Source organism: Bacillus sp. FSL R9-9410, from assembly GCF_038050385.1.
GTDB lineage: Bacteria > Bacillota > Bacilli > Bacillales > Bacillaceae_G > Bacillus_A > Bacillus_A cereus_U.
Genome location: NZ_JBBOTV010000001.1, coordinates 2,002,215 through 2,014,760, shown reverse-complemented (window position 1 = coordinate 2,014,760; position 12,546 = coordinate 2,002,215). Strand labels below are relative to the sequence as shown.

Here is a 12,546-nt window from a genome sequence, read left to right as displayed (position 1 = left end):
TTTCACATGTATATTTTTAATACCGATTTGTAAATTTAATAATTTCATCAACAGCTTTTTTATACCCACCTGATTTTTGGAAAGACTCCTTCATATTCAAAGCAGTTTCTTTGAATGAAGAGTTATTTAATACTAGATCTACACTTTCACGTAGTTGATCCTCAGTTAATTCTTTCGTATGTAACTTAATTCCTGCCCCAAGATTCTCCACTTGCTTTGCGATTACTGGCTGATCCGCACTTTGTGGAATTACAATTAGTGGAACCCCATTATAAAGTCCTTCATGTGTACTATTCATTCCACCGTGTGTAATAAATAATTTTGTATACGTAAGTACCTCAATTTGTGGAACATAGTTTTTCACAATGAAGTTTTTAGGAATATCACCTAAATCACTTATTTTAGTCTTTTCACCGACAGACATAACAATAGTATAATCAGTATTCTCAAACGCTTTAAAACAAAGTTTATAGAAAGTAATGGACTCGTTAAAAACCGTGCCTAGTGAAATATAAATCGGACTTTCCCCTTCGATTGCAGTAAAATCGAAGTTTTCTTTTCTTAATTGTGTAGAAATAGACGGTCCTACAAATTTATATGATTCATCAAAAGTTTCTCCAAAAGGTTGGAACTCCCTAGTTGTATAAACAATTGTAAGTGGTGCAGGATTACAGAAAACTTCATAAGGTGATTTTATTTCAACACCATATTTTTCTTTAATTCCTATTGTTAAGTTTTGAAAATCATTTTTTATTTTTCCAATAGATTCCTCTGGGATATTTTCCGAAAGATGTTCTAACATTCTTGTAAATGATTTTTCATCCTGTGCAAAAGATGTACACGAATTAATTGCTGGAAGTTTAAGAATTTGAGCAATTAAATGGCCACAGCCAAACATAGAATCATGAATGATGTAATCAAAATGTTCTCCTTCAATTTGTTCAAGAACACTTGGTATAATAATATCTGCAGTATGTAAAAGACCATTTATTCTTTCTGGTAAATAATTTCGGCCACCGGAAAGAAAAGCTTTTATAAACTTTTGGTCGTCAATTGTTCGTACAGTAGCTCCAGTTTTTTCAATACGCTCCCTGAAAGCTTCTATTGAAAAATAAACTACATCTTCCCCGCGGGAAATAAGTTCTTCTACAACTTTAATTGTTGGATTAATATGACCTTCTGATCCAGCATTAATGAATAAAACACGTGCCAATGTAAACACTCCTTAAGTTAAATGATTTCTATGTTGTCATTAGGAGTATAGGCACTTCCCATACTCCTATCTCTTCTAAATGGACCTAGCGAGCCTAAACCCAAGATCATCTATATGAAATGTAGGATGGCTACGGCGGCGACAAGTAGCACCGCACCCTCTCGCTTCTTCAGCCCAGCTACCGCCTCGGAAAATTCGGTACGATCCATATACCTTTTCATCATACAAATCATAACACCATTCCCAAACGTTCCCTAACATATCATATACTCCCCATGCATTCGGTTCTTTTTTACCGACCTCATGAATTTTCCCATCCGAGTTTTTATTATACCAAGCTATCTTATCAAGTTCTCCATATGTATACCCAGTAGTCCCTGCTTTACATGCATATTGCCACTCTGCCTCAGAAGGTAATCGGTAGCCGTTGGACTCTACATTACAACTAACCTTTTGACCGCCATCACTAATAGAATAATATTCTTTTAATCCCGCTTTTTTTGAAAGTAAATTACAAAACATAATCACATCATTCCAAGAAATATTAACAACGGGTTTATGATTGCCTAGAAAAGAATTTGATGATTCATTTATAACAGTATAATATAATTCCATCGTTACAGTATATTGTGCAAGAAGAAACGGCTTAATTGGGGCCTTCCATTCTCTTTTAATTCGATCGTCTCTTAAAACTATCTCCCCTGCTGGGATTTTTACCATATAAGAATCAATCAAGCGAATTATTTCATTCAATATTATTCCTCCATTCAAAATGGAACATAATTTAATGTTTTTAATGCACCAATTTATACTTACTGCACTTCCTTTATGAATCGTTGAACCTCATTTGGTGTTTTTAAAATAATAATTCTTTTATCCTTATTGAATTGATCGAGTCTTTTTAAAATTGCAGGTCTTTTCGACTTAGGGTATTCCCATATCCATTTGAAAAATTGCAAGTCAAACCTTTCTTCACATCCGGCGCCCATATCCGGTCTTATTTTATTCCGATATTGCACAATTCTTTTAAAAGCACGATAAACACATATTGTTCTATGAATATCAAGAAAGATAATTGTATCCGCTGCGTTAATTCTTATGTCCATTGTCCCGCCATAATTCCCATCAATAATCCACTTTTCTTCTTTAATTAAGTCATTTTGAACTGTTCTTTGTTCCTCCCTCGGAACACCTTCCCAATTCGGTTTCCAAAATAAAGCATCAAGATGATGCACCTGTATTTTTAGTTTATTTCCTAACAGCTTTGCTAATGTAGATTTTCCTGAACCACCAGAACCAATCAATATTATTTTTTTCATAAATGGCTCCTTTTTAAAATCTCTTATTTCTTCCGTAATATAAACTCACCAAGCATCCCTACTCCAACACCAATTGTGTAAGCCACTAAATCACTCCATAAAAAACCGTAACCTAATACGAGTCCACCTAAAGTCGTTGCGCGAATGCTATCTATCCATTCCGCATGGTACAATTGGCTAATTTCAATCCCGTAGCAAAATATTAAACTAATAAAAGCTAAGTTCTTCGTTTCTATTTTGGAAAACAAAAATCCGAATCCAGTGAAAATCATTAATGCCCATAACGCATCACCTAAGTAGTCATTTAATAGATTAGGTAATGCAAAAGCAAACTTTCTTGAACTAAGACCTAAAATGATAACAACTATAGTAAACAGTGCATATAGTAATTTATTTCGTTTCGTATCCATTTCAAAATCCCCTAATATATAATGTAAAACTGTAAATAGCTAGTAAAATATAATCATTTTACTAGCTATTTATGGTCAACTTCACTTTTTATTTAATCCAATAACTCTTGCTGCTTTTTCTTTGAAAATTATTGTAGTACTAAATCATACGACCAATCAATCATTTTATTAATTTGTTCTTGTTCTACATCCTGATGTATATAAACTGTATTCCAATGTTTTTTATTCATATGATATCCAGGAATAATTGTTTCCGGATAATCTTCTCTTATTCGCAAGGCAAGTTCTGGATCACATTTTAATGTAATCGCAGCTTTTTCGCCTTCTTCATGATTCACTATCGCAAAGATTTTATTATTGATCCTCATACATGTTGCACTCCAGCCATCTGGAGAATCTGCTGTCGCTTTTCTTTTCGATAAACAATATGCTCTTGTTGCATTCATTCTATTTGGCACCTCTTATTCTTTTACTATTTGATTACGATGCATCACAATTTGCTTCGTCGCTTGAAATTGCTGTTCACCATAAAACTTTATTAGTTTCTCTCCGCAAAATAGACTAACCATATCAATATGAGAAATCTCTTTCAGTAACATTGTTAGCATCTTCTCACCAATACCTTTATTTCTTACACTCTCATGTACAACAACATCTTCAATATACGCCCGAAAAACACCGTCAGTAACAACTCTAGCAAATCCAATTAATTCGTTTTTTTCCCATACTCCAATTGCTATACTATTCTTTAACATTTTTTGAATATCGACTTCTTTTCTTTCTGGCCACCAACCTACAGAATTGTAAAGAGTCTTTATTTTTTCTACACAGATTGGTTGTTCATGCTGTAATTTATACGTGTACATTTTCTTTCTCCCATCAACTAGTATACATAATATTATTATAATCTCTTTTCTAAAAAGTGTTGACTATATCCTTTAGGATGATCTTCAACGACCCCAAACTCTCGATAACCATGCTTTTTATAAAATTCAGGTGCTTGGAAACTAAAGGAATCTAGTATGATTAGTCTACATCCTTTTTCCTTCGCAATGTCTTCAATTTTATGTAACAGTTGACTTCCATAACCATCATGGCGAACTGATTCATCAACCCATAAAAAATCGATGTGTAGATGATAAAAATACATCATTCCTGTTACCCCGCCAAAGATTTTCCCTTCCTCATCTTTCACTACGAAACTTACTTGTTCCATTGGCTGTTTTACTTCATCTGACAGCACAGACATGTTATATTGAATTAATTTATTTTTAATGTATTCTCCTTCAGTACGTGTACCGTTCTCTATACGTTTCATATATATTTCATCCTTTCAATTCTTATAATATTTACATATTTTTATTGCATCATTTCAATAGACTAATCAATACAAATCTACCATATGTAACAAAACATGAAAAACCAATTAATCCCGGCATTGATACATACCCTGTTCTTGCATAACTTATGACGATAAAACTAGTAATTAATAATAAAATAGATGGCCAAAAAATAAGTGCTGTTTGGAGTAAAGCCATGTTCCTTATATATTATAGAATGGGTTTATATTTGTGTCATAAGGGCTTATGCTTATTTTTATTTTTAAAGGCTTTTTCCTTATACTTGCGTGTTAGCTAATTCATAAACTATAGAGTGTAAGTGGGTGAATGATAAGGATGGTGTAAAAATGAGTAAATTTAAAAAGAAATTTCATATTCCGTGCGAATGTTTCGGTCCCCCTTTACCTCCACCTGAAATTGGTCCAACGGGTCCAACGGGCCCAACAGGTCCAACGGGTCCAACAGGTCCAACAAGTCCAACGGGTCCAACAGGTCCAACAAGTCCAACGGGCCCAACAGGTCCAACAGGCGTAACTGGCCCAACGGGTCCAACAGCAGTAGGATGTTGTCCATGTAATAATATTCTTGACAACCCTGGATTTGACGAGCCGGCAGTAGTAGGAGATCCAGTTCCAGGTTGGAATCAAGCAGGTTCCGTTTCAGAAGTAGGGTTTCCAAACGTTCATAGTGGCCGGTTTCTGTCAAATGGTTCATTTAGTCTCTTAGCTGCATCAATTAATCCAGGTGGAAGTATTAATCAAACAGTTGATGTTGACGCAGGTTGTTGTTATACGTTTTCTTTTGCTGCAGATGTAAGGGATGGTGCATTTCTTATAGCTTCAGTATCTTTCCCAGAACTTGGGCAAGCATGTCCTCCTGCCCCTGTAACTCTTGGTCCATTAAACATTCCACATATTGTACCAGTTATGAATCAACCACAATCTCTTTTCCAACATTATATTCTTGTTGTGTGTATACCTGCTACTGTAACTACAGCATGTATTTCTTTCCAAAATACTGCTACAGGGGGAGAAGGCGCAACAGCTTTTGTTGACAATGTTGTATTTCAGCCGACTGGTGGACCTTGTACTTCATGTTCACAAAATTTCTAATGTATTGAAGTACTTGAATCTTTTCGTTTTGCTGGCGGATCACAAAGCCATTAAAGAGAGCCTTTGTGCTCTCTTTTTATGTTAGAAATCACCAGACACTCCCATATGCTGAGCGCATTCCTTTATAGTCCCGATACATATGAGCGATTCACTTTTGTAAACGGTATACTCCTTTAGGTGCACTATTCCCCTCCCTGCTATTAGTTGCGATAGGTAAGACTTTGAAGTTATCTCCATCTTTTCCCCCGCTTAACACTGTACGTGCGACTTTCATCGCATACAGCGCCCCATCTTATTCTTCTATACTAAAGCAACTAGATTACAAACAATGTTGTACTCACCAACGTATTAATTCCCCTTTCTTACGAAAGGTCACATCATCTTACTCGATCCTGTGAGTTACATCTAATTGATTTAGTTTTCAAAGAACAAGACTAGGGACTATCCCTCCACATTTATTACATGCTTCTTCGGTACTATGTCCCCACTTTCACAAGAATGAAGCAATTTCGGTTCGTTAGAACCTTATATGCACCTGTCTGCTAGTAGGCGTTGATGACAGTTTCTTGCTTACCACGTTCCAATTGACTTAGCTATACATATATCCTTAGGCGCTTGCTTTAAGCCTGTTATCTTTACACCCTCATCGTTAGATGTTCCGAATTTCATATCATTTACTCTTACTTTTCGGTAGATAACGTCGTCATTGACGACATACACATTTCTAATGTATTAAGCGTTTAGACCCGTACATTCGCAAGTTCGCCAGTTCATTTGGACATTCTCACCATAGATATTTTGTAGCATCCCGACCTATCCATCACCATATGATTTTTCACTTAGGTTTTGTTCAGCCGACTTCACCTAGCTTCATACAATTTATGACTACTATCACGCCTTGCATGTAGGAGTATCAGATAAGTAGTTTCAGCTCAACCTGACGGCTTTCATTCCTACTTTCAGTCAATCAGTTGTTGTTATCAAATTGATAACCCTCCTATTTCGTGTCTGCACACTTATGAGGAAACGTGTCGCACAAATAACGTTTTTATTCAATTATCGGTTACAACGTTTGTTTGACTTGTCATCTTATATTCTTTATATAAGCACTTCAAAGCTTCTAGAATTGTTTCATCAACCTCTTTATTATCAAATCGATTAGGTAAATCTCTTCCCCCAATTACATAAAGAAACGGAAATTCATGAAACATCCCTATTATACCAATATTTATTGTAGCGGTGGATAAACCACCTGTCACATGCGCTAAATGATAATACGGTATCCCTTCATAATTACCTTGTTGCCTTACCATTCCACTAATAATCGGTTCCCATAATTCTGGTTCTGCTTTATACCCTTGAAAAATATGTACTAAAAGTGAAAGAACTTGATTTAACTCTCCGACATTTTGCTCATCTCTAGGGTTTTCCTGTATATGAATCTTTGAAAAGTACGTTAAAACATTTTCTCTGACAGTTTCCCATCCTCCGCAGTGCATTACAACCGAGTGAGCAATATAACTGTCGTGGCAAGCTATCATTACTTCAACCGCTTTACTAAGTGTTAATGTAGTTCTTCCTTGTAAATGAGGATATAACTGCACACTATCCTCATTTGGATTAAACTTAATGTGATGAAGTGTATCATTCCAATTAATTTGTTTGTCCTTTACCATCCTCGCTACTGCAAATCCAATTGCCACTTTTGCTGCTGATGCTAATGGAATATAAAGATTATTATTATAGGAGGCAACTATATTTTCATATTTTGTAGAGTAAACAGCTACTCCAACTTGACCAGATTGTATTTCTTTTATTTTTCGTATGACAGTTTCCATATTCATCCCTCTTTTTATATTGTTTTATCACCTCCTGAAAATTCGATATAAAATGTAAAAACCCTCCTTTGTTAAATTATATTGGTGAATACAAAAAAGATAGCATGAGATTTCTTCATACTACCCTTTGAAATATATACAATTTCTTTTTTGAAATTTTTTTACATTAATAGATACAGCTATTCTTCAGTAGGATTTTTAGGACCATTAAGCTCCAATTGATAAAAAGCTAAATCTAGCCATCGATTGAACTTATAACCGGCTTTTTTTATTGTCCCTGCATGAACAAATCCATAGTTTTGATGCAAGGCAATACTCTTTTCATTTTCTGCATCAATTCCAGCAATTAAGGTCATATATTCTCTTTCCTGTGCAATAGCTATTAGTTCTTTCATTAAAGACTTCCCAATTCCATTTTTTCTATATTCCTTATCAATGTATATAGAGTGTTCAATTGAATATTTATAGGCAGGCCACGCTCTAAATGGACCAAATGTTGCAAATCCAACCACTTTTTCATCTTGTTCACAAACTAATATCGGATAACCTTCATCAATCTTTTGTTCATACCAACTTTGTCTATCTTCAAGTGTTACGGATTTATAAGCATATACAGCAGTAGAATTTAGAATGGCATCATTATAAATATCTAAAATATATGTTAAATCTTTTTTAGTTGCTTCTCTAATCATTTTCCCCTTCCTTTCAAAGTGATTTTCCTCTTTAACTTTCTATCAAGAAATCTTTCAATTGAAATTTCGGGTTTATTTATCTGAACGAACACTAGCTTTTCGGAAACCATCAAATATATTTAATGCAGCAGATAAAATGTAAATGAGAATACCTCCACCGATTAACCACGTTTTAAATTCCTCTGGAGAAATAGTAAACACATTTGCCACATACGTAATGAATCCTTCGTTAAATAAATGAGGATTTACTACAATTATAATGAATACTATTGTTCCGGTTATTTGAAGAATTGTATTTCCAATTGCCAATCTTGTCGTCCATTGTCCCTGTACTAACTTATAAAGAGATATAGCTACTTCGAAAACGATCATAACCACAACGATTGGCCAGTATTGAAGTAAAACATCTTGATTAAACGTTGGCACTACAAATTTCAGGCCATTTTCAGTACCTTCATATACACCAACAAGGTGATTTGCATAAAAATAAAATGTAGCCCATATTGCCGTCCACATCAAACCTCCAAAAACTTCAAACTTTGAAATCGCCTTTTTCTTCGGAATATACGAGATATTTTTCAAATCATCAGGAGTCCATTTTTTTAAACTTGTCGTCAACGGCTGTGTATCTTTGTCTTTATCAGTTCTCTCTAAAATAGCAAATACAAGTGTCAACCAGAAAAATACATGGAGGCCTACTTCGACAATTTCCCCAATGCCTTTACCTACCAATTTTAAAATAACATCTAATACCGCCTGATCACCACTATAGCCTATAAAATTTTCTGCAACCATTGCAATGAGTGCGATAACAGCTGCAATCGGGATGATCATTTTTAATAATGTCGTATACACATCAAAATAACGTGGTCCAATTAAATGCATCGGTCTATCCAAATACCCATTAGCCAATGAAACTGGGCTCCCCAATTTTTCAAGGACACTCTTTACATCTTCCTTATTGTACTCATCAGGTAACATATCCTCTATAGTTGACCGAAGTTCTAGTGTAATATCTTCACGATTTCTTTCAGGTAATCTCTTCGCAACCTCCTGAATATAAACCTCAATTAAATTCATTCTCGTCCTCCTCCTTTAATAAGTTATAAAGTTCTTTCGAATCCTTTATCCATTCCTTTTTCAACTGCAAAAATATATTTAATCCATATTCACTTAAAACATAATACTTACGAGGTCTACTCTCAGTTTTATCCCAACTACTCGTCACTAGCTCCTGCTTTTCTAATCGGCGAAGTAGTGGATATAAAGTACTTTGATCTATCATGATTCCTGATTGCTCCAATAATTGGACAAGCGAATATCCATACTGCGGCGTTCTTAGTTGACTTAAAACCGCTAATGTCAATGTCCCTCTCCTTAGCTCAGTAATTAATGAATTTAATAAAGTATCCATTCACCCACCTCATTTCCATTACTATATGTCATACAGTATGTGTTTTATACTATGTATCGTACAGTATCAGTGTGACAAAAACAATAATTTTCCACAAAAAATATACAATAAAAAGCACAAACGATATGATTTGTGCTTTTCTAGCAAACTTAAATACCTATAACACGCTTAACTTTGTACCTCTGGTAATAAAAACTTTCCTTTTTCTTTAGGAAATGGGACAACATCTACAATTGCCTCAAAATTGATTACTCCGTATACATGCGGATATTCTTGACGGTTAGAAGCAAGTTCATATTTTATTTCTGCTTTTAACAGGGATGGATCAATTGTAAGTAATAAAACATCTTCTTCATGACTGAAATATTTTTGAGCAACTTTTAAAGCTTGGTTTAATTAATAATGAACAATGAATAAACCCCTCTTTTATAAATGATTCTTCATTAATTTCTCCAGTTGTTTTCGCGATTCCCCAATTTCTTTTTGTTATTACTTTTATAATCATTCCCATTTTCTCCCCGGTATCTTTATATAGAAAAACAAGAGGTCTTCTGTTCATCACTAGAAAAGCCTCTTGAATTTGTTGTATATTTTTATCCCTTAATTAACGGAGATACTTCCCCGCTATAGAAAATCCATAAATCATGAAGCGATCTTGTACATCCGACATACAATAACTTCGCATCATGTTTTGTGTTTTTATAATGTTCTTCATCAACGTCGATTAGAAGTACGGCATCAAATTCTAGCCCTTTCGCCAAGTATACTGGTACTACCGAAATACCACCTTCATACTTACTTTGATCTGCTTCAATGACGTTTACTGTCAACCCTGCATTTGTTAATTTCTCATATATTTCACGGCATTCATCATCTGTTCTACCAATTATCGCTATTGTTTTCACATCTTCATTTTGCAAATACTGTAATGTCTTTAAAACTTCAGTAAATTGGTCCTCTGCCCGGATTACTTTCACGTCTTCACCGCTACGGAAAACTGGTTTTGCGAGTCCTACTGGAATCTCTGCATTTTTAATTATTTCATTCGCGAATTCAATAATTTCTTTTGTAGAACGATAACTTCTCGTCAGTTCATAATAACCTGTTTCTTGGAAAACTTCCTTAAAAGCACCCCAGTCTTCAATTCCTTGATAATCATAAATCGCTTGAGATAAATCACCTAATATAGTGAAAGAATTACCAAGTGTAATTTCTTTTAATACATAAACTTGGAAAGGAGAGAAATCTTGCGCTTCATCAATAACGACGTGATGGAACTTCTGTCCGATTTCAATTCCTGTTATGCGATGATGTATGTAAATTAAAGCTGGTAAGTCTTCTACATACACTTCTTTTTTACGACTATTCTTTTCTGTTTCTTGAACAAGCTCTTCAGGTAATAATTCGAGTATTTCTTTACTCTTCAACATTGAACTATACAGTGAAAGCGGGCTCATTTTTGGCCAAAAATTCATATATGTGTTCAATCTCTTTGTCGCTTCTTTTTTTAGTAACTTTTTCTCGTTTGTTTCTCCAAACTTTTTAAGTTCAATTTCAATCCAGCGCTTCATTCGGCCAACTAAACGTTCTCTTCTTTTCTTTAATGGATAATGTTTATATTCAACTTGCATCCACTTTTTAACGTCTTCCACTGGAATAACTGCTTTATCCCATGCCTCAAAATCTTTTGTTGGCACTAACTCTTTTTCAAATTGAATCATTCTTTCTTCAATAAACGACTTAAATTCCAGCGTGCCTTTTAATTTACCGAGCATAACCTTTTTTTCGTCGCGATTAATTGAAAAAGCTTCTTTCAATTTTTCTTCTGTTTGCTTTAGTTTCACCGAACCATCTAACGTACGTAATGCCCAATCTGAAAACGTTGTTTGACTAATATTTCCTACCCCTAACTCAGGAAGTACACTCGAAATATAGTCTAAAAACAAACTATTTGGAGCGAATACGATCATTCTCTCTGCTTCAAGTTGTTCACGATACTCATAAATTAAAAAAGCAAGGCGATGTAAAGCGATCGTTGTTTTTCCACTCCCTGCAACCCCTTGAATTAATAATGGTAAGTTTCTTTCCGCACGTATAATATCATTTTGCTCCGATTGTATAGTCGAAACGATATCTTTCAATTTATTATCTTTATTCTCACCTAATCGATATAGAAGAAAATCATCAGTATGCGAGACATCTTCATTTCCTTTCACATATGTATCAACAACACGTTCTAGTTCTCTCTTTCGAATCGAAATATTTCGCTTTAAATAAACATCGCCTTCTACTAATCCGTCTGGTGAATGATAAAATGCTAATTCATCACCACCGGTAAATGAATAAAACATACTCGCGACAGGTGCTCGCCAATCAATTACAATTGGTTTCATCGTATCTTTATCTGAAACACCTACTTTACCGATGTAAATCGGCATAACTTCTTCCTTGCCATCCTCCTGAAAGTCTAATCTTCCAAAATACGGCTCATGCACACCAATACGTAAGCTTTGTCTATTAGACTCCCTCATACTTTCAAGAATTTGCTCTTTAAAATCTTCTCCATAATAAACCGGGATTTTTTCAAGCTGTTCTAATTGATCATCCATCGTACATAAAGTATCTTTCATTTTTTGTAACTCTTCTTCAAAAATGTTGTTCATTTGATGATTCCCTCCTGTCCGTTCTAATTTTTCAGTCGAGATACAATTGTATTAAAAATCCATTTATAAAGTCAATAGTTTGATTGAGAATTTTCCGAAATAAATAAAAATACAAAAATATGCCTCTTTATCTCAGATTTTGAAGTATCCTTAAAACAAAATTTTCTCTCTCTTTATTTTCTTCACTTCATAGATTGCTTACAAAAAATCTAGATGGCACTGTATGTAAAAATAATCATTTTAGTTATCCGAATCATTCCACTGACGACTTATTTCTAGGCCATAATCCATATCGTAAACTTCTTTTATAGCTTTAACTTTTTCAAGACTTGCATCGCTAAATACAGGTTTATTTTCAAAAGAATGTAGAACGATTCTTTCAAGAAGAACGCCTAGCGAAATATCATGATATTCTGCCATCGCTTTCAAAACTTTAACCATTCTTTTTTCCATCCTAATACCAGTTTGCACACGTTCAACTTTAATTTTTTTATTTATTTGTTCATTATTTTGTTTCATAATTTCACATCCTCAATGCAAAAAAA

15 protein-coding genes and 1 pseudogene are annotated in these 12,546 nt (G+C 34.3%); 1 reads left to right on the top strand and 15 read right to left on the bottom strand.

Features of this window, described 5'->3' with window-relative positions:
* Window positions 1-16 precede the first annotated feature (16 nt).
* The 7 genes from MKX77_RS10600 to MKX77_RS10570 form a co-directional block, all read right to left on the bottom strand.
* Complete coding sequence (locus MKX77_RS10600) at window positions 17-1,213, bottom strand: macrolide family glycosyltransferase (protein WP_341306583.1); 1,197 nt, start codon at window positions 1,211-1,213, stop codon at window positions 17-19.
* A gap of 75 nt (window positions 1,214-1,288) precedes the next feature.
* Entirely contained in the window at window positions 1,289-1,966 is a 678-nt protein-coding gene (locus MKX77_RS10595) for a formylglycine-generating enzyme family protein (RefSeq protein ID WP_341306582.1), read from the bottom strand.
* A 59-nt stretch (window positions 1,967-2,025) separates the two neighbouring features.
* Window positions 2,026-2,532: a DNA topology modulation protein gene (locus MKX77_RS10590; protein WP_341306581.1), complete on the bottom strand. Its 507-nt coding sequence runs from the start codon at window positions 2,530-2,532 to the stop codon at window positions 2,026-2,028.
* A 23-nt stretch (window positions 2,533-2,555) separates the two neighbouring features.
* Window positions 2,556-2,942 (bottom strand): ribosomal maturation YjgA family protein, encoded by a 387-nt coding sequence (locus MKX77_RS10585; protein ID WP_341306580.1) that lies wholly within the window; start codon window positions 2,940-2,942, stop codon window positions 2,556-2,558.
* Window positions 2,943-3,070: 128 nt separating this feature from the next.
* The gene (locus tag MKX77_RS10580) at window positions 3,071-3,388 is read right to left on the bottom strand and encodes an MmcQ/YjbR family DNA-binding protein (RefSeq protein ID WP_341306579.1); all 318 of its coding nucleotides are present in this window, start codon (window positions 3,386-3,388) and stop codon (window positions 3,071-3,073) included.
* A 15-nt stretch (window positions 3,389-3,403) separates the two neighbouring features.
* A complete protein-coding gene (locus MKX77_RS10575) occupies window positions 3,404-3,808 on the bottom strand; it encodes a GNAT family N-acetyltransferase (RefSeq protein WP_341306578.1) in 405 nt (134 codons plus the stop codon).
* A 35-nt stretch (window positions 3,809-3,843) separates the two neighbouring features.
* Window positions 3,844-4,260 (bottom strand): GNAT family N-acetyltransferase, encoded by a 417-nt coding sequence (locus MKX77_RS10570; protein ID WP_144507772.1) that lies wholly within the window; start codon window positions 4,258-4,260, stop codon window positions 3,844-3,846.
* A gap of 369 nt (window positions 4,261-4,629) precedes the next feature.
* Between MKX77_RS10570 and MKX77_RS10565 the strand changes: the two genes are divergently transcribed.
* Window positions 4,630-5,394, top strand: coding sequence for a collagen-like protein (locus MKX77_RS10565; protein ID WP_341306577.1), 765 nt, complete (start codon window positions 4,630-4,632; stop codon window positions 5,392-5,394).
* Window positions 5,395-5,542: 148 nt separating this feature from the next.
* Here MKX77_RS10565 and MKX77_RS10560 read toward each other — a convergent pair whose 3' ends face one another.
* From MKX77_RS10560 to MKX77_RS10525, 8 genes and pseudogenes are all read right to left on the bottom strand, one after another.
* Entirely contained in the window at window positions 5,543-5,668 is a 126-nt protein-coding gene (locus MKX77_RS10560) for a hypothetical protein (RefSeq protein ID WP_258397517.1), read from the bottom strand.
* 778 nt (window positions 5,669-6,446) lie between these two features.
* Window positions 6,447-7,232: a serine hydrolase gene (locus MKX77_RS10555; protein WP_341306576.1), complete on the bottom strand. Its 786-nt coding sequence runs from the start codon at window positions 7,230-7,232 to the stop codon at window positions 6,447-6,449.
* 179 nt (window positions 7,233-7,411) lie between these two features.
* Window positions 7,412-7,924 (bottom strand): GNAT family N-acetyltransferase, encoded by a 513-nt coding sequence (locus MKX77_RS10550; protein ID WP_341306575.1) that lies wholly within the window; start codon window positions 7,922-7,924, stop codon window positions 7,412-7,414.
* 72 nt (window positions 7,925-7,996) lie between these two features.
* Window positions 7,997-9,004 (bottom strand): HAAS signaling domain-containing protein, encoded by a 1,008-nt coding sequence (locus MKX77_RS10545; RefSeq protein ID WP_341306574.1) that lies wholly within the window; start codon window positions 9,002-9,004, stop codon window positions 7,997-7,999.
* Entirely contained in the window at window positions 8,991-9,338 is a 348-nt protein-coding gene (locus MKX77_RS10540; RefSeq protein WP_033729277.1) for a PadR family transcriptional regulator, read from the bottom strand. Before MKX77_RS10540 ends, MKX77_RS10545 begins: the two co-directional genes overlap by 14 nt.
* A gap of 168 nt (window positions 9,339-9,506) precedes the next feature.
* Window positions 9,507-9,843: pseudogene (locus tag MKX77_RS10535) on the bottom strand (DUF952 domain-containing protein).
* An 88-nt stretch (window positions 9,844-9,931) separates the two neighbouring features.
* Window positions 9,932-12,001, bottom strand: coding sequence for a HelD family protein (locus MKX77_RS10530; RefSeq protein WP_341306573.1), 2,070 nt, complete (start codon window positions 11,999-12,001; stop codon window positions 9,932-9,934).
* A 240-nt stretch (window positions 12,002-12,241) separates the two neighbouring features.
* Complete coding sequence (locus tag MKX77_RS10525; protein WP_215553325.1) at window positions 12,242-12,520, bottom strand: hypothetical protein; 279 nt, start codon at window positions 12,518-12,520, stop codon at window positions 12,242-12,244.
* Window positions 12,521-12,546 lie beyond the last annotated feature (26 nt).